General features: G+C 60.0%; 15 protein-coding genes. 9 read left to right on the plus strand and 6 right to left on the minus strand.

The genetic code is table 11. From position 1 onward, the window contains the following. The 9 genes from ABYV89_RS06390 to ABYV89_RS06430 all read left to right on the plus strand — a co-directional run. Positions 1 to 1,449 (plus strand): ATP-binding protein (locus tag ABYV89_RS06390; protein ID WP_432822111.1); only part of this gene is annotated, 1,449 nt, incomplete at its 5' end. A gap of 109 nt (positions 1,450 to 1,558) precedes the next feature. Beyond that, positions 1,559 to 2,338, plus strand: coding sequence for an MBL fold metallo-hydrolase (locus tag ABYV89_RS06395; RefSeq protein WP_432822112.1), 780 nt, complete (start codon positions 1,559 to 1,561; stop codon positions 2,336 to 2,338). A 77-nt stretch (positions 2,339 to 2,415) separates the two neighbouring features. Continuing rightward, entirely contained in the window at positions 2,416 to 5,394 is a 2,979-nt protein-coding gene (locus tag ABYV89_RS06400) for a phosphoribosylformylglycinamidine synthase subunit PurS (RefSeq protein WP_432822113.1), read from the plus strand. A 2-nt stretch (positions 5,395 to 5,396) separates the two neighbouring features. Further along, positions 5,397 to 6,227: a phosphoribosylformylglycinamidine synthase subunit PurQ gene (locus ABYV89_RS06405; RefSeq protein ID WP_432822114.1), complete on the plus strand. Its 831-nt coding sequence runs from the start codon at positions 5,397 to 5,399 to the stop codon at positions 6,225 to 6,227. A 116-nt stretch (positions 6,228 to 6,343) separates the two neighbouring features. Continuing rightward, entirely contained in the window at positions 6,344 to 7,753 is a 1,410-nt protein-coding gene (gene purF / locus ABYV89_RS06410; protein ID WP_432822115.1) for an amidophosphoribosyltransferase, read from the plus strand. Positions 7,754 to 7,803: 50 nt separating this feature from the next. Then, positions 7,804 to 8,364, plus strand: a complete 561-nt coding sequence (gene pyrE, locus ABYV89_RS06415; RefSeq protein WP_432822116.1) for an orotate phosphoribosyltransferase — start codon at positions 7,804 to 7,806, stop codon at positions 8,362 to 8,364. Between the two features lie 143 nt (positions 8,365 to 8,507). Then, complete coding sequence (locus ABYV89_RS06420) at positions 8,508 to 8,708, plus strand: hypothetical protein (RefSeq protein ID WP_432822117.1); 201 nt, start codon at positions 8,508 to 8,510, stop codon at positions 8,706 to 8,708. After that, on the plus strand, positions 8,701 to 8,886 hold the full coding sequence (locus tag ABYV89_RS06425; protein ID WP_432822118.1) for a hypothetical protein: 186 nt from the start codon (positions 8,701 to 8,703) through the stop codon (positions 8,884 to 8,886). The genes ABYV89_RS06420 and ABYV89_RS06425 overlap by 8 nt, the downstream gene beginning before the upstream one ends. A gap of 317 nt (positions 8,887 to 9,203) precedes the next feature. Beyond that, complete coding sequence (locus ABYV89_RS06430) at positions 9,204 to 9,977, plus strand: hypothetical protein (protein WP_432822119.1); 774 nt, start codon at positions 9,204 to 9,206, stop codon at positions 9,975 to 9,977. Between the two features lie 3 nt (positions 9,978 to 9,980). On the opposite strand, the gene ABYV89_RS06435 is transcribed toward ABYV89_RS06430, so the two are convergent. The 6 genes from ABYV89_RS06435 to ABYV89_RS06460 form a co-directional block, all read right to left on the minus strand. After that, positions 9,981 to 10,685 (minus strand): 4'-phosphopantetheinyl transferase family protein, encoded by a 705-nt coding sequence (locus tag ABYV89_RS06435; protein WP_432822120.1) that lies wholly within the window; start codon positions 10,683 to 10,685, stop codon positions 9,981 to 9,983. 2 nt (positions 10,686 to 10,687) lie between these two features. Next, a complete protein-coding gene (locus ABYV89_RS06440; protein ID WP_432822121.1) occupies positions 10,688 to 11,683 on the minus strand; it encodes an NAD-dependent epimerase/dehydratase family protein in 996 nt (331 codons plus the stop codon). Beyond that, positions 11,680 to 13,344 carry a fatty acid CoA ligase family protein gene (locus ABYV89_RS06445; RefSeq protein WP_432822122.1) on the minus strand — a complete coding sequence of 555 codons (1,665 nt, stop codon included), beginning with the start codon at positions 13,342 to 13,344 and terminating at the stop codon, positions 11,680 to 11,682. Before ABYV89_RS06445 ends, ABYV89_RS06440 begins: the two co-directional genes overlap by 4 nt. After that, a complete protein-coding gene (locus ABYV89_RS06450; RefSeq protein WP_432822125.1) occupies positions 13,326 to 14,234 on the minus strand; it encodes an alpha/beta fold hydrolase in 909 nt (302 codons plus the stop codon). The genes ABYV89_RS06445 and ABYV89_RS06450 overlap by 19 nt, the downstream gene beginning before the upstream one ends. Beyond that, complete coding sequence (locus ABYV89_RS06455; RefSeq protein WP_432822123.1) at positions 14,234 to 15,277, minus strand: 3-oxoacyl-ACP synthase III; 1,044 nt, start codon at positions 15,275 to 15,277, stop codon at positions 14,234 to 14,236. Before ABYV89_RS06455 ends, ABYV89_RS06450 begins: the two co-directional genes overlap by 1 nt. A gap of 139 nt (positions 15,278 to 15,416) precedes the next feature. Beyond that, positions 15,417 to 16,195 (minus strand): DMT family transporter (locus ABYV89_RS06460; protein WP_432822124.1); only part of this gene is annotated, 779 nt, incomplete at its 5' end.

Consider the following 16,195-nt stretch of genomic DNA (forward strand, 5'->3'; position numbering starts at 1 on the left):
ATTCATCGTCTCTGCGATGTCGCCAAAGAAATTGCCGCCGGCAATTTCAAGGTCATCGTGCCGCCCATGTCGACCCCGGACTTTTCTGAGCTGGGCACCGCCCTCCAGGAAATGGCAGCGTCCCTTAAGGAGCGTGACCAGCAGATCGGCGAAAATTACCGGGAGCTCGAAGAGACCAACCGCGAACTCCAGCTTTCTTATGAGCGGCAGGAACAGATCGGCACCGAACTCGGCCGCAGTCGTGAAATGTACCGTTCTCTGCTCGAGGATGCTTCAGATGCCATCCTGGTCAGCGACGAAGAGGATCGCCTGGTGCTGCTGAACAAGGCAGCGGAGTCTTTTTTCGGCGTTTCGAGAAACACCGTGCATGGCAACAACGTGTTCACTTTCTGGGAAAAGTTGAAAATCGAAAATGTCGAGATGCAGTACGAAATGCATCAGAGTATCCTCCACGGGATGTTTCACGAGGCCGAGGTTCGTTTTATCCGCCCAACGGACCAGTCAAAATTGATCGGCTGGGCCAAGGGTTCGCCGGTGGTCGGCAAGGATGGCAAGCGAATGGTGCAGATGACTTTTCGTGATGTCACCCATGAACGGGAGATCAAGGAAAACCTCGAACAGAGCACCCTGGAGCTGCAACGGCTCAATCAGATGAAGGATTCTTTCCTCGGGCTGGCATCGCATGAACTGAAAACCCCGCTGACGGTTATCCTCGGCTATACCGATCTGCTGCTTGACGAAATGGGCGATCAGTTCAGCGATGAGGCTCTCCCCATGCTCAAGCATATCGGCGATGCTGCCAACCGACTATCCAATATTGTACGGGATATGGTCGATGTTTCGCGCCTGGACAACAAGTGCCTGCGGCTGCGCAGCCGCAAAACGCATATCAATGACGTGATTCTGCAGGCGCTGAAGGAAATCGAATTTTTCTTTTCGGTTCGGCATCAGTCGCACCAGCTCAACCTCGCCGGCGATCTGCCTGATCTGCTCTGCGACCCCGACCGCATGGTACAGGTTGTCACCAACCTGGTCATCAATTCGATCAAGTTTACTCCCGATGGCGGCAACATTACCATCGCCACCCGCCTGCTCCAGAGCTGCCGGGTACCACAGGTCGTCAATGAAGAAGACGCGTCCCGGTACCGGGAAATCGGCTCAGAGCTCTATCCTTATGTAGAAATCCAGATTATCGACACCGGAATCGGCATTGACGAAAGTGACCAGATTCACATTTTTGACAAATTTTACGAGGTCGGCATCATAGAAGAGCATTTTACCGGCAAGGTCGCCTTCAAGGGGAAGGGGACCGGGCTCGGTTTGACGATCGTCAAAGGAATCGTTGATATGCACGGGGGGGAAATCTGGGTTGAAAGTCCCGGCTGTGACCCGCATAAGTACCCAGGCAGCACATTCCACATTCTCCTTCCGGTTAATCCGCCAGCCTGATCGTTTCAAGAATACCAGCGTCACGGGATGAATTCCGGTTTTTCCCTTGCAGGCCTGCCCGAATTTAGGTATATAGACAGGCGCCCATGCCGGGAGCGGGGAGAGTTGTGTGCGGATTTGCCTTCTTGCCAGTGGAAGTCGGGGGAACGCCCTTTACATCGAGTCAGCTGAAAGCCGTATCCTGATCGATGCCGGTCTGTCGGCCCGTGAGTTGACCAGGCGCCTTGAAGGGATTGGCGTGCGCGGGGAAGACCTCGATGCCCTGCTGGTGACCCATGAACATACCGACCACTGCCAGGGACTCGGTCCCATGTCCCGCCGGTTCGATCTCCCTGTCTACCTGCATCATGAAACCCGTAGCGCACTCCCAAGGCTGGGCCGGATCAGCGAACTCAACGAATTTGCCAGTGGTGACGTGTTCGATATAAAAGATCTGCGCATTACCTCCTTTCCCATAACCCATGACGCCATCGCCCCGGTCGGTTATACTGTCGAGACGGCGGCGGGCAAAATCGGCGTAGCTACGGATCTGGGCATCGCAACCCGGCTGGTTTGCGAACGGCTGAAGGGGTGTCGGGTGCTGGTGCTGGAATCAAATCACGACGAAGACATGCTTCGCGACGGCCCTTACCCATGGCCGCTTAAACAGCGCATTCGCAGCAACCATGGTCACTTGTCCAATCCGGCGTCGGCCGAACTGCTCGGCGGCCTGGTTTCGGACAAGCTTGACGCGGTTTTCCTGGCGCACCTCAGCGAAGAAAACAACCGCCCCGAGCTGGCGCTGCAAGCGGCCCGTTGCGTACTTGACCGTCAGAACGCCTGTTCCCCGCAACTGCTGGTAGGCCGCCAGGATCAGGCGACGGTCTGTTTCGATACTGTTTTTTCATAACCGGTTGGAGCAGGGCAGGGTGATCGTTATCCCCTGCCCGCGTCTGTTTCGACCCAAGGCTTTCGATAGGAGAATCAATGGCCTGGAGAATCGTAGTTGGATTGCTGGACGGAGTGAAGGATGCACGCGGAGAGCGGGTCAGGCGTGAAATCCGGGAACATCTCGGCATTGAAGTCGAGCAGGTTCGCACCCTTGATGTCTACACGGTGGATGCCGCGCTCAGCGACGCCGAAATCGAAGCGGCCGCAGCCGGCCCGTTTTCGGACCCGGTAATCCAGGAGTATGCCGTCAACCGTCCGCTCGCCCGGGATTTCGATGTGCTGGTCGAAGTCGGCTTCCGCCCCGGGGTGACCGACAACGTCGGCCGTACCTCGAGAGAGGCGATCCAGTACCTCACCGGTCGCCCCTTTGCTGAAGGCGAGGCAGTCTATACCTCGGTTCAGTATCTGCTCAAGGGGAACCTCGACAAGCAGGTCGCCGAACGGATTGCCACGGGCTTTCTCGGCAACGGCCTGATTCAGCGCTGGGATATAGTGACTTCCGCCGAATTCGACAGGGATAAGGGTGTTCGCATTACCCTGCCGAAGGTTACCAGCGATACCGCCCCCGAGGTTCGCGAGATTGACCTGGATGTTACCGACGACGAGTTGATGAAAATCAGCCGCGACGGCATGCTGGCGCTCAATCTCGAGGAGATGAAGAAACTCCAGGCCCATGCCGCTGACCCGGCAAACCTCAAGGCCCGTGAGGCCGTCGGCCTCGGCAACAAGCTGACCGATGTCGAACTGGAGGCGCTGGCCCAGACCTGGAGCGAGCACTGCAAGCATAAGATTTTCTCGGCCAAAATCGAATACCAGGACGAGCAGGGGAAGAGGGAAACCATCAACTCCCTCTTTAAAACCTATATCGTCGGCGCCACTCGTGATATCCGCGCCCGGCTGGGTGACAAGGACTTCTGCCTGTCGGTCTTCAAGGACAACGCCGGGGTCATCGAATTCAATGATGACTGGAGCGTGGTTTTCAAGGTCGAAACCCACAACTCGCCCAGCGCCCTCGATCCGTACGGCGGAGCGCTGACCGGTATCGTCGGCGTCAACCGCGACGGCATGGGGACCGGCATGGGGGCGAGGCTGATTTTCAATACCGACGTCTTCTGCTTTGCCTCGCCGTTTCTGGAGAAACCGCTGCCCCCGCGTCTGCTGCACCCCCGGCGTATTTTCGAAGGGGTGGTCGAAGGGGTGGAGCACGGCGGCAACAAGAGTGGTATTCCAACGGTTAACGGTTCCATCGTTTTCGATGAACGCTTCGCCGGCAAGCCGCTGGTCTACTGCGGCACCGCCTCGATCATGCCGCGTAACCTCAACGGCAAGCCCTGCCATGAAAAAAAGGTCCAGGTCGGCGATCACATCGTCATGACCGGCGGCCGCATCGGCAAGGACGGCATTCACGGTGCGACCTTCTCTTCGGAAGAACTGCACGAGGGCTCTCCGGTAACGGCCGTGCAGATCGGCGACCCGATCACCCAGAAGCGGATGTTCGATTTTCTCATCATCGCCCGCGACCGCGGCCTCTATAATTCGATCACCGACAACGGCGCCGGCGGTCTTTCGTCGTCGGTTGGCGAGATGAGCGAGGACACCGGCGGTTTCGAAATGCATCTTGACCGTGCCCCTCTCAAGTACCCGGGGCTGCAGCCCTGGGAGATCCTGATTTCCGAGGCCCAGGAGCGCATGACCCTGGCGGTGCCGCCGGACAAGCTCGACGCTTTTGTCCAGCTTGCCACCGAGATGGACGTGGAAGCCAGCGACCTCGGCGTCTTCACCGACTCGGGTTACTTTCATTGTCTCTACGAGGGCAAAACCGTCTCCTACCTCTCGATGGAATTTCTCCACGAAGGGGTTCCGCAGATGGTCATTCCGGCCAAGTGGACTCCGAAAAACCTCTCCGAACCCGGATTCGAACTGCCTGCCGATCTCGGCAGCGAACTCAAGGCCTTGCTGGGACGGCTCAATATCTGTTCCAAAGAGAGCGTGGTGCGGCGTTACGATCACGAGGTCCAGGCCGGCACGGTCATCAAGCCGCTGGTCGGGGTGGCTAACGACGGTCCGTCCGACGCCGCCGTCTACCGACCGCTGTTCGATTCCTTCGAAGGGGTGGTGGTTTCCCACGGCATCTGTCCGAGCTACTCGGATATCGACACCTACCACATGATGGCCTGTGCCATCGACGAGGGGCTGCGCAACTTCGTGGCCGTCGGCGGCAACATCGAGCACGTGGCCGGTCTCGACAACTTCTGCTGGTGCGACCCGGTCAAGAGCGAAAAGACCCCCGACGGCGAATACAAGGCCGCCCAGCTGGTGCGGGCCAACAAGGCGCTTTATGACTACTGTGTCGCCTTCGGCGTGCCGCTGATCTCGGGCAAGGACTCGATGAAGAACGACTATCAGATCGGCGACACCAAGATTTCGATCCCGCCGACCGTCCTCTTCTCGGTCATCGGCAAGATCGGCGACGTGCGCCAGTCGGTATCGATGGACGTCAAGCGCCCCGGCGACCTGGTTTATCTTCTCGGCATCACCCGCGACGAGTGCGGCGGTTCCGAATATTACGAGCAGCATGGCGAGCTCGGCAGCAACGTCCCCAAGGTCGACGCCGCCACGGCTCTCGACCTCTACAAGACGCTCAACGCAGCCCAGCGTGACGGGCTGATTCGTTCCTGTCACGACCTTTCCGACGGCGGCCTTGGCGTGGCCCTGGCCGAAAAGGCGTTTGCCGGCGGTTACGGCATTCGCGCCGACCTGGACAAGGTGCTGGCCGAGGGCGACCTGCGAGCCGACAAGCTGCTCTTCTCCGAATCGCAGAGCCGACTGCTGGTCACCGTACGCGCTGAAAACAGCGGCCGCTTTGAAGCTCTGTTCGCCGGACGCGCTGCGGCCTGCATCGGCGAGGTGACCGAGGAACCGAGGCTGCAGCTGAGCAAGGGCGCTGCGACGCTGGTCGATGTTGACATTCTTACCCTAAAAGAAGCCTGGCAGGCGCCGCTGAGGGAGCTGTAATCATGGCTAAACAGGTCAGATCCATTGTTATTACCGGCAACGGCACCAACTGCGAGCGGGAGGTGGCCAATGCCTGCCGCCTGGCCGGCAGCGAGGTTGCCGACATCGTCCATATCGCCGAACTGCTGAGCGGCCGGGTATGTCTTGACGACTACCATTTTCTCAACCTGGCGGGCGGCTTTCTCGACGGCGACGACCTTGGCAGTGCCAAGGCCGGGGCCAATCGCCTCCGCCATGCGGCGGTCAAGGGGAGTGCCGAGCACCTGGCCGACCAGCTGTACCGCTTCATCGAGGCCGGCAAGCTGGTCATGGGGGTCTGCAACGGCTTTCAGTTGATGACCAAAATGGGACTGCTCCCCGCCATGGGCGGCGATTTCAGGACCCAGACCGCAACCCTGACCCACAACGACAGCGGCCGTTTCGAAGACCGCTGGACCTACCTCAAGGTCGATCCGGCATCTCCCTGCATCTACACCCGTGGGCTTGAGGGCATCTACCTGCCGGTGCGCCATGGCGAGGGCAAGTTCATGGTTCGTTCCGAAGAGGTGCTGGCGCAGATCGAGGGCGGTCACCTGGCCGTGCTGAAATATTCTGACGCGGACTACGCCACGCCAACCATGGACTACCCTCAGAATCCCAACGGGTCGCTCAACGCCATTGCCGGCGTGTGCGATGCCAGCGGGCGGATTTTCGGCCTGATGCCGCACCCGGAGGCCTACGTTCATCGTATTCATCATCCCCGCTGGACTCGCGAAGAGACGCTGCCCGAAGAGGGTATGGGTTTGTGGCTGTACCAGAACGCCGTACAGTTCATCCGCAACGAACTATTGTAGCCTGGGTATCTTTTGAAGCCGGGGCTGTGTTATAGTGGTCCGGATGTAAACCGTTTGTCTCGGCTGGTTTTTCCCGCTACGACAGAGCTGTAACCCTTAGGGAGTTTGCTTTTCGAATGTTCGATAAATTTAACGATGAATGCGGCGTTTTTGGAGTCTACGGTCATCCTGAGGCCGCCAATCTGACTTATCTCGGGCTTTATGCCCTGCAGCACCGCGGCCAGGAAAGCTGTGGAATTGTCGCCTCCGATGGCAGTCGCCTCCGGGCGCACAAGGGGATGGGACTGGTTGCCGACGTTTTCAAGCACGACTCGGTTTTTGAAACGATTCCTGGCGAGAGTGCCATTGGTCATGTTCGCTATTCAACGGCCGGAGGGAACGATTTTAAGAACTGCCAGCCGATCATGGTTGATTACCACCGTGGTGGCATTGCTGTCGCGCATAACGGCAACCTGGTCAATGCCCAGGAGGTTCGCAACGACCTCGAGCGCAAGGGCTCGATTTTTTCCACTGTCGCCGACACCGAGGTCATTATTCACCTGCTGGCCCGTTCCGAGTGCGATTCTCTGACCGAGCGCATCGCCACCGCGCTGAACCAGGTCAAGGGGGCTTACAGCCTGGTCTTTCTCACCGAAACCCGGATGGTCGCCGTTCGCGACCCCAACGGTTTCCGGCCGCTGGTTCTCGGCAAGCTGGACGGCGCCTATGTCGTCGCCTCGGAGACCTGCGCCCTCGACCTGATCGAGGCCCAGTTCATCCGCGAGCTCGAGCCGGGCGAAATGGTTTTGATCGACAAGACCGGTCTGCAGTCCTTTCACCCCTTCGCGCAGACCCAACCGTCTCCCTGCATCTTCGAACACATCTATTTCGCCCGCCCGGACAGCACCATCTTCGGCCAGCAGGTTTACCACGTGCGCAAGGAATTCGGCCGCATGCTTGCACGTGAACATGCCGTCGAGGCCGACCTGGTGATCCCGATCCCCGATTCGGGGGTTCCGGCAGCCATCGGTTATGCCGAGGAGTCGGGGATTCCCTTTCAACTCGGCCTGATTCGCAACCACTACGTTGGCCGTACCTTCATTGAGCCGCAGCAGTCGATCCGCCATTTCGGGGTCAAGATCAAGCTCAACCCGGTTCGTGAAATTATCGAGGGGAAGCGGGTGGTGGTTATCGACGATTCCATCGTCCGCGGCACCACCGCTCGCAAGATCATCAAGATGATCCGCAACGCCGGCGCCAAGGAGGTGCACGTGCGTATTTCCAGCCCGCCGACCAGTTACCCCTGTTATTACGGCATCGATACCCCGACCCGCAAGGAGCTGATCTCTTCGTCCCATTCGGTCGAAGAAATCAATCGCTATATCACATCGGATACCCTCGGATACCTCTCCATCGAGGGGATGCATACCGCTGCCGGCGCACCGATCGTCGATAACGTGAAGGGATACTGCGATGCCTGCTTCAGCGGCAAATACCCGGTGCGGTTTCCCCGCCTGAAGGACGATACCCAGCTGGGATTGTTTTAGAAATTACCAGGGCATATGCCCACAAATATATAATTTACTGGAGGAATTCGATGACTCAGGCGGAGAGAGATGAATTGATGCAGATTATCCGGGAGCTTTCCTACGAGCAAAGGGAGGTCACCCTCGCTTCCGGTCGCAAGAGCGATTTTTATTTTGACGGCAAACAGACCACCCTGCACGCCCGCGGCGGTCTCCTGGTCGGCAAGGCATTTTATCAGGAAGTCAAGCAGTTCGCAGGCCCGATCAACGGTGTTGGCGGCCTGACCATGGGGGCCGACCCGATCGCTACGGCCACTTCCATCGCCGCCGAACTCGCCGGCGATCCCATGGCGGCGTTCATTATCCGCAAGGAGCCCAAGGGGCACGGCACCGGGCAGTGGCTTGAAGGCCGCAAAAACCTGCCGCCAGGCTCCCGGGTGGTCATTGTTGAGGACGTCACCACCACCGGTGGTTCGTCGATGAAAGCCGTTGAGCGGGCTCGCCAGGAAGGCCTCGAAGTTGTCGGCATTGTCACCCTGGTTGATCGTGAGGAAGGTGCCCGCGACAACATCGAAGGGGAGGGCGTACCCTTGCGCGCGGTCTTTACCCGTACCCAGGTGGTCGGCAAGTAGCAGTAACAATACAGTTAAAATCAAAAAGGGACGCCGGTTGGCGTCCCTTTTTTTGGGTTGTGCATTCGTGAAAACTCTGTAAAGTATTAGCGGCCGTAAATGTTTGCAAGGCGCCTGCGCACAACAACAGAAAGGGGACCCGCATGAACCGCTATTATTCCAGGCTGAAGCAGTTCGTCATTTTCAAGGGATCTGACGGGGACATGAGCAGGGATTACCAGACCGACAAGTGGTATTTCGAGCCTAAGGATGTCAAGGGGAGCCCTGAGATCTTTTCCGAAGGGTACCAAAGTCGCGAATCGGCGCTGCACGCGGCTGACGATTGGGAAATTGAATTTGCCTGAAGCCGCCTCCGCCTTCGAACTCTGGCGGCAGGACGACAACGGGCAGCGGTTTATGGTCGAGCGTTTTGCCTGTCGCAGCGCCGCTGAAAGTCGCCTGGTCGAGTTGGTTCGGCGTGTACATAAACAGATCTACTGGGTCGAAGAAATTGCTGATGAGAAAATAGAGCGTCGGGGTTGAATCCGTCAGTTCGGATAATTATGAAGGAGAAGCTAGCCGCTTCTCCTTTTTGTTTTCGCAGGGGCACCCAAGTCGGTTATTATGAACCGTCAACTCCTGCCTGAAAGTGATTTATGCGATTTATTGTAAAGATTTCAATCCTTTGTTGCCTGCTGGCCGTTGCCGCATGTAGCTCGTTGCCGAAACATCCGCCGGATGGAAGGCTAAGGGCTTATGCCCCTGAGACGGACCCCTGGCATTTCAGCCGCCATGCCCCGATCTTTTTGGTGGACAAGCCGGCCCGGTCTTACAATCGCATCGGCACCCCGAGCGCCCGCATGGAAGACGATGACGAGGAGGTTTACGTCGATGGCAACCAGCCGACCATCTATGTCCGCAAGACCCGATTCACCACGGCGCGGGGAGCCTACACCAACCTGACCTATCGAACTCATTTTGAGAAGGTTCCCTTCGGCCCGTTTCTGCCGAACCTGGGCTGGGGAAATAATGTCGGTTTACTGCTGGTGGTGACTCTCAACGATACGGGGCAGCCGGTTCTGTTCACCACCGCGCATACCTGCGGCTGTTACCTGGCCATCGTCCCGACCTCTTATCTGCAGGCTGACGCTTTTCCGAAGGGATGGGACAAGAAAAGGCAGAAGGTCTACGGCGAAAGCCTGCCAGGTCTGATTGATTACGCGGAGGGGTCGCCAACCTATTTTCGGCTCATGGTGCTTCTGCGCGACCGTACCCACCGGATTATGGACATGTGGCTGACCGATTCCCGCGCCCATTCTCGGTATGAACTGGTCGGCGCGCCGATAAAGCCCCTCAAGGTCCTCGAAGGCTTGTCCCTGCCTGGCGGGGACTCGACCTCTTTTTATGAAACGTCCGGCCCGCGCCAGGATTACGTCAAAAACAGCCAGAAGCCCTGGGAGCGCCTGTTGATGAGCTGGTGGGCGTTGGACTGGCGGGTAGGCGAGGATAAAAAACTGGGGCGTGATCGTGAGGACGGCATCCCTTTCTATACCAGTCTCAAGCCCTGGGCCAGAACAGCGTCGGACATGCGGAATTTTCCGGTATTCCTGCAGTACTGGGGCTGGAATCTGTAATATTCAAAAACGGTCGAAGCGCAGTATCTCTGTGACCGTTTCACTGAATGCGACAGCTCCGACGTAGCCTCTGGCGAGCGGAAAATGGATAAGCTTCCAGCCGGGCCCCGCTGGGATGCCACCGGGCAAGTTTCTTTGGTCTGTCGGCCCGGAAAAGCCCCATCCCTGGCTTTTCAGCCAAGCCTCCTTGCCGGTCCATATCCGGTAGAAACCTCTCCGGCGCCTGAGTCCGGCAAGATTGGACAGACAGCTGAACTCCGCTGCCGAAAAGAACTGCGCTGCCATCTGGTCGAAGGCCAGTTCCGGGTCGATCCGTTCCAGGTCGACTCCCACCCCTTGCCCCTTACCGATCCCCAGTACAGCCATCTTTCCGGAATGGGCCAGGTTGAAGCTCAGGTCGCTGGCATGCACGGTGGCGAGCTTCGGCTTCCCGCTTGATTCATAGCTGAAACGAATGGTTTCTGCCGGCACCTCGAGATAGTCGGCGAGAATCTGCCGCAGGCGGCCGCGGGCGGCGACAAAGCTGCGGCTTTTGCGTGGATCGAGCAGGCGCTTTGCCCGAATCAGTTCGTCTTCGGTCAGCAGCCGTTCGAGTTGAGAGATTTCTGCAGCAGGAAGATCAAGATGAAAGCGCCAGAGGTGGATCTGCGTCTGTTCGAGTCGCGGTCTCTCTGGCGCTGCGCTCCACGGGGCAGGAAGATGGTGCATGATCAGGCCGACTGCTGCTGGAGCCAGGCGTCAAGCCGCCGCATCCCTTCTTCGAAGGTGATTTGCGGCTGGTAGCCGAAATCCCGGCGGGCGGCGCCCAGGTCGAACCAGTGGGCGGTGGAGAGTTCGCGGGCGACGAAGCGGGTCATGCGCGGTTCTCCCGCGAGCTTAAGCAGGGTGTAGATCTTTTCCAGCAGCCCGCCGATGGCGTAGGCGAGACCGGCCGGGATGGTGCCGGAAACCGCCGGCAAGCCTCCGGCGGCCAGGATGCGGTCAACCACGTCCCAGACCGGCTGCGGCTCGCCCTGGGCCAGAAAATAGGCCTTGCCGGCGACGGTTGAGCCGATCTCGAGATGTTCGGCCGCCTGCAGGTGGGCAAGGGCGGCGTTGTCGATGTAGATGGTGTCGACCAGGCAGGGGCGACGGCCGATGCGGCGCAACATCCTTTTGCGGCCACGCTCGAGGATGCGCGGCACCAGGTGGTTGTCTTCCGGCCCCCAGATCAGGTGGGGGCGCAGGGCCACCGTGGCCAGCTCTGTGTCGTTGGCGGCCAGCACCAGCTGTTCTGCCTCGGCCTTGGTTTGTGGATAGAAGGCTTCGAAGTGGTCGGGGTAGGGAACCGACTCGTCGACCCCCTCCATGTCGCGGCCGTTGAAGACGACACTCGGCGAGCTGGTGAAGACCAGTTTGCGGATGCCGCTTACACGGCAGGCTTCAATCACGTTGCGGGTGCCGGTGACGTTGGCCTGGTAGAAATCATCGTAGGGACCCCAGACCCCCGCCTTGGCGGCGACGTGAAAGACGATGTCACAGCCATGGGCCGCGCGCTGAACGGCGTCCGCATCGGCCAGCTCCCCTTGGTAATGTTCGACCCCCAGGGCAGCGAGTTCACGATATTCACTGCGGGAAAAGGAACGCACCTCGGCGCCCTGCTGGCGCAGCAGCTTGACGATGGCCTTGCCGAGAAAACCGCCGCCGCCGGTGACCAGCGCCTTCATTGGAGTGCCTTTTCGGCCCAGACCGCCAGCTTCTCGCGGAAGATCTTGGCGTTGTGACGGATATCGACGGGAAAGGCCGGATGAAACAGCAGGTCGCGGATATCGGCGGTTATCTCATGCTGTCCGGCGATTTCCAGCAGTTCGCGGCGGATGCGGGCATGCTCCGATTTGCCGACCCCGTTTTCCAGTTCGATACAGATCACCGGACGCTTGCGGCCGGGTGCGCCGACCCCGACGAGCGCCGAGCGGAAGACCTGCGGATGGGTGTTGAAGATCGCTTCGCAGGGAATGGTGAAGCGGGTCTGCCCCTGGCTTTCGACCCGATGCGCCTTGCGACCGCAGAACCAGATGCGGCCTTCGTCGTCGCGATAGCCGAGATCCCCCATGCGGTGAAAGAAGCCGCCTTCGAGATGCTGAATTTTGGCCAGTTCGGTCGATTCGGCGCGGTTGTAATAACGGGCCGTGACCTGCGGACCCTTGACCACGATTTCACCGATGCTGCCGTCGTCGACCTTCAGGTCGTCGTTCCAGTCAGCGATCGGCTCGTCACTGATGGCGATAATGTGCAATTCGATCCCATCTACCGGCCGGCCGATACAGACCCCCCGGCCCTGGTCGGTCAGCAGGCGGGTCTGTTCGAGAATCTCGGTGCTGCCGATGGAGCAGACCGGCAGCGATTCGGTCGCGCCGTAGGGGGTGAAGATCTGGGTGCCCTCAGGAAGCATTTCACAGAAGCGTTCCAGAACCGAGGCCGGTACCGGCGCACCGGCGGAAATAACCCGACGCAAAGTCGGCAGCTTGACCGCGCAGGCCTGGCCGTAACGACCGACCCGGTTGATCAGGGCCGGTGAGCCGAACATGCTGGTGACGCCGAAACTTTCGATGGCGTCGATGATCTTGCGCGGGTCGACCGAACCGGGGCGGGTGAAATCCATGTCCGGAATCACCGAGGTCATTCCCAGGGCCGGGGCAAAGAGGGCGAACAGGGGGAAGGTCGGCAGGTCGATTTCGCCGGGGCGGATATCGTAGAGCTGGCGCAGCATCTCGACCTGGGCGCAGAAGTTGCCGTGGCTGTAGACGGCTCCCTTGGGAACGCCGGTGCTGCCGCTGGTGAAAAGGATGGCGGCGGTCTCATCGGGCGAGGTTTCGGCCAGCGGAGTGTCGGCGTCGCTGGCCGCGTTGCTAATCAGCTCGTTCAGCGTGCTGCCGCTCCAGAACAGCCGCGGCCCGACGGTGAGCAGGGTGCGGATCGTTGCCTTGCCCCAACCGAGCAGCAGGCGGGCGACATGGGCCTTGGGGATGCCGATGAAAGCTTCCGGAGCTGCCTCTTCGAGGCAGGCCTTGAGGTTTTTCACCCCCATGCCCGGGTCGATCAGCACCGGTACGGCGCCGACCTTGAACAGGGCGAAAGTCAGGGCGAAGAAGTCGAGGCTGGGGGGTACCATCAGCACGGTGCGTACGCCGCGGCGGATGCCGATGGTTTCGAGGCCCGCGGCGATGCGGTTGCTCTCCCGCTCGAGCTGGGCGAAGGTAAGGTGGGTATGGCTGATCCGGCCGCGCCGGTCCCTGCCTTGCGGAAAATAGACCGCCGGGGTACAGGGCTGCAGCCTGGCCATCTTCGGCAGATGGCCGGCGATGTTGTTCAGCGCTGTTTTTTCCATGCCGGATCAGTTTTGATCGGGTGCTTTTTAAGGAAATCGCGGATCAGCGGGATGATCAGGTCATCGGCGTCCTCGAGGATATAGTGACCGACATCGGGGTACGAATGCAGTTCGGCCTTGGGAAAGCGCCGCTGCCATTCATCACGGAAATGGCGATCGAAGACGAAGTCTTTCTCGCCCCAGAAGATCGCCATCGGTTTATCGGCAAAGCGGTGCAGCCCGTTGTCGACCTCGCTGACCAGGTCATAGCTGATGTCCCCAGGCTGTAGCGGGATGTCCTGCACGAAGCGCAGGGTGGCCAGACGGTTGTGCCAGTTGTCATAGGGGCTGCAGTAGGCTTTGCGCAGATCAGCGCTCATCGGTTTGCGCTTGCAGCCGACCAGGGCGGCGCCGAAGGCGAAGGCGTTGAAGGTCTGGATCAGAAAGGCGCCAAGCTGGGTGTTGCGGCAGATTTTCAGCGCCAGCGGCAGCTTCTTGCTCTTGGGCAGGTGAAAGGCCGCGGTGTTGAGGATCACCAGCCGGGCGATGCGCTCGGGATAGCGGGAGGCGTAGGCCATGCCGATCATGCCGCCCCAGTCGTGCACCACCAGGGTGATCCGCTCGCGGATGCCGAGGTGTTCGAGCAGGGCATCGAGGTCGTCGACCCGCTGCTTGAGGGTGAACGAATAGTAGGAGTCGGCCGGCTTGTCCGACAGCCCGCAGCCGATATGGTCGGGGACGATCGTTCGGTAGCTGCCGCGCAGTTCACGCACCAGTTCGCGATAATAAAAAGACCAGCTCGGGTTGCCGTGCAGCATGACGACCGGGTCGCCCTTGCCCTCGTCGAGATAATGGTACTTGAGGCCGTCGCGGTCGAGGAAGTGGCTCTTGAAGGGATAAAATGCCTGCATCACCACTGAATCCCCAGCATCAGGCAGTTGAGGCCGCTGCCGATGCCCAGAAAACCGACAATGTCGCCGGGCAGCAGGATGTCCCGCTCCTTGGCGATGGCCGCGGTGACCGGCAGTGAGACGGTCCCCATGTTGCCGAGAAATTCGAAGGTGGTGAAGTCCTTGTCCGGCGACACGCCGATGGTCTGCAGAATCAGTTTCTGGTGGGCCTCGCCGACCTGGTGACAGATGACCTTGTTGATCCGGTCGGGGGTCAGTTCCAGTTCGCTCATGAAGGATTCCCAGGTTCTTTTGCCGAGCTCGACCCCGTATTTCATTACGGCCACCGCGTCGGTTTTCATATAAGGGACATGGTTTTCCGGTGATTCGGCGGTAAGACCCCAGCGGCACAGGGCATGGTGCTGCGGTTCCGCGAGATTCACACCGCCGAGCAGGCGCGGACGCCGCGAGGGGGTGAAGGAGCCGTCGGTCAGCAACACCGCCACCGCGCCCGAGCCGCCGGTGAGGGTGGCCAGCGAGGTGGTGAAGAGTTCCATCGACGGCTTGTCGAGCATCCGCTTGATCATGATCTCGTTGATTTCCCGAGAGCTTTCGCAGGCGACGACCAGGCCGGCGCGGATCTGCCCGAGTTCGATGCGGTTGGCGATGTCGAGCACGCCGTTGAGCACGCCGAGGCAGGCGTTGGAGATGTCATAGATGGCGGCGTTCCCCTGGATGCCGAGGGCGGCGGCGACCTGGCAGGCGGTAGCCGGTTCGAAGTGTTCGCGGCAGACTCCGGCATAGACCAGCGCGCCGATATCCTGCGGGGCGATGTCCCGCCCCTGCAGCGCTTTTTCGGCGGCGGCGATGGCGCCCTGTGAAACCGGCGTGCCCGGTTTCCACCAGCGGCGCTCGCGGATGCCGGTCAGGGCCTCCAGTTGCCCCGGAGCGATGTGCAGGGCGTCATACATCGGCTTGAGCCGGTTTTCCAGCTCGGTTGACGTAACCACGATCGGTGCCAGCTCGTAGCCGACCGATTCTATGTAAACTCTTGAATACCTCATTAACCACCACCGTGATGCAGGATAAGTAAACGGCTTATCTTAACCGTTGTGGTCGGTTCAGGCAAGGAATAGGTGCCTGAAATCGGATTAGCTTTGTAACATAAAAAGGGGGGAGGGTGAAGAAAAAACGGGAAAACCGCTAATTGTCACGGGGGCTTTGCCTGTCTTCGTTGTTGATTTGATTACGGCTGGCCAGCAGTACGCCGCCGATAATCAGGGCTCCGCCGATCAGTATGGTTTTCGTCAGTGGTTCACCGAGCGCGACTACCCCGGTGAGCACCCCGACCAGGGGGATGCCGTAGAGCAGATTGTTGGTCACCGCGACGCCCAAAACCGGGATCGCCTGGTTCCAAAGATGGTATGCCAGGGCCGAACAGACGACACCGAGAAAGAGCACGCCGATCCAGGCGGTCAGCGACGGGCGAGGCAGCGGCAGCAATAGCGTCTCCAGCAAGGCGCCTGGAAGCAGGGTCAGGGCGCCGACCGACATGATGCGGAAGGTCAGCAGCAGGTTGGGGTAGCGTTTAACCAGGCGTTCGGCGAGAAACGTGTACCAGACCCAGGTGGTGACGGCGGCCAGCATCAGGATATCGCCGACCAGGGTCGCCCCGCCGGGGCTGGGGCCGACCAGCAAGATGACCCCGAACAGGGCGGTCAGCAGTCCGGCCAGTACCAGCGGTCTCGGCAGGCGGCGCTGAAGAAAGGCGTTGGTCGCCTCGGTGGTCAGCGGGATGGTGGCGACGATCAGCGCCCCGTGGGTGGCCGTGGTGTACTTGAGCCCGAAATTCTCGAAACCGAAATAGAGGGTAACCCCGACGAAACCGAGTAGAAACAGGGCGCGGCGGTCCCCTTCGGCAACGCTCACCAGCCGGTGGCGGCGGGCCGGAGGCCACAGCAGCAGCGCCGCCAGGGCAAAGC

This window comes from Trichloromonas sp., assembly GCF_041583255.1.
GTDB lineage: Bacteria > Desulfobacterota > Desulfuromonadia > Desulfuromonadales > Trichloromonadaceae > Trichloromonas.

What these genes read in the sequence shown, in the direction of transcription:
- ABYV89_RS06400 (WP_432822113.1), top strand. Translation starts at nt 2,416, where the DNA reads ATGGCCTGGAGAATCGTAGTTGGATTGCTGGACGGAGTGAAGGATGCA.
- ABYV89_RS06405 (WP_432822114.1), top strand. Translation starts at nt 5,397, where the DNA reads ATGGCTAAACAGGTCAGATCCATTGTTATTACCGGCAACGGCACCAAC.
- purF (WP_432822115.1), top strand. Translation starts at nt 6,344, where the DNA reads ATGTTCGATAAATTTAACGATGAATGCGGCGTTTTTGGAGTCTACGGT.
- pyrE (WP_432822116.1), top strand. Translation starts at nt 7,804, where the DNA reads ATGACTCAGGCGGAGAGAGATGAATTGATGCAGATTATCCGGGAGCTT.
- ABYV89_RS06420 (WP_432822117.1), top strand. Translation starts at nt 8,508, where the DNA reads ATGAACCGCTATTATTCCAGGCTGAAGCAGTTCGTCATTTTCAAGGGA.
- ABYV89_RS06430 (WP_432822119.1), top strand. Translation starts at nt 9,204, where the DNA reads ATGGAAGACGATGACGAGGAGGTTTACGTCGATGGCAACCAGCCGACC.
- ABYV89_RS06435 (WP_432822120.1), bottom strand. Translation starts at nt 10,685, where the DNA reads ATGCACCATCTTCCTGCCCCGTGGAGCGCAGCGCCAGAGAGACCGCGA.
- ABYV89_RS06440 (WP_432822121.1), bottom strand. Translation starts at nt 11,683, where the DNA reads ATGAAGGCGCTGGTCACCGGCGGCGGCGGTTTTCTCGGCAAGGCCATC.
- ABYV89_RS06445 (WP_432822122.1), bottom strand. Translation starts at nt 13,344, where the DNA reads ATGGAAAAAACAGCGCTGAACAACATCGCCGGCCATCTGCCGAAGATG.
- ABYV89_RS06450 (WP_432822125.1), bottom strand. Translation starts at nt 14,234, where the DNA reads ATGCAGGCATTTTATCCCTTCAAGAGCCACTTCCTCGACCGCGACGGC.
- ABYV89_RS06455 (WP_432822123.1), bottom strand. Translation starts at nt 15,277, where the DNA reads ATGAGGTATTCAAGAGTTTACATAGAATCGGTCGGCTACGAGCTGGCA.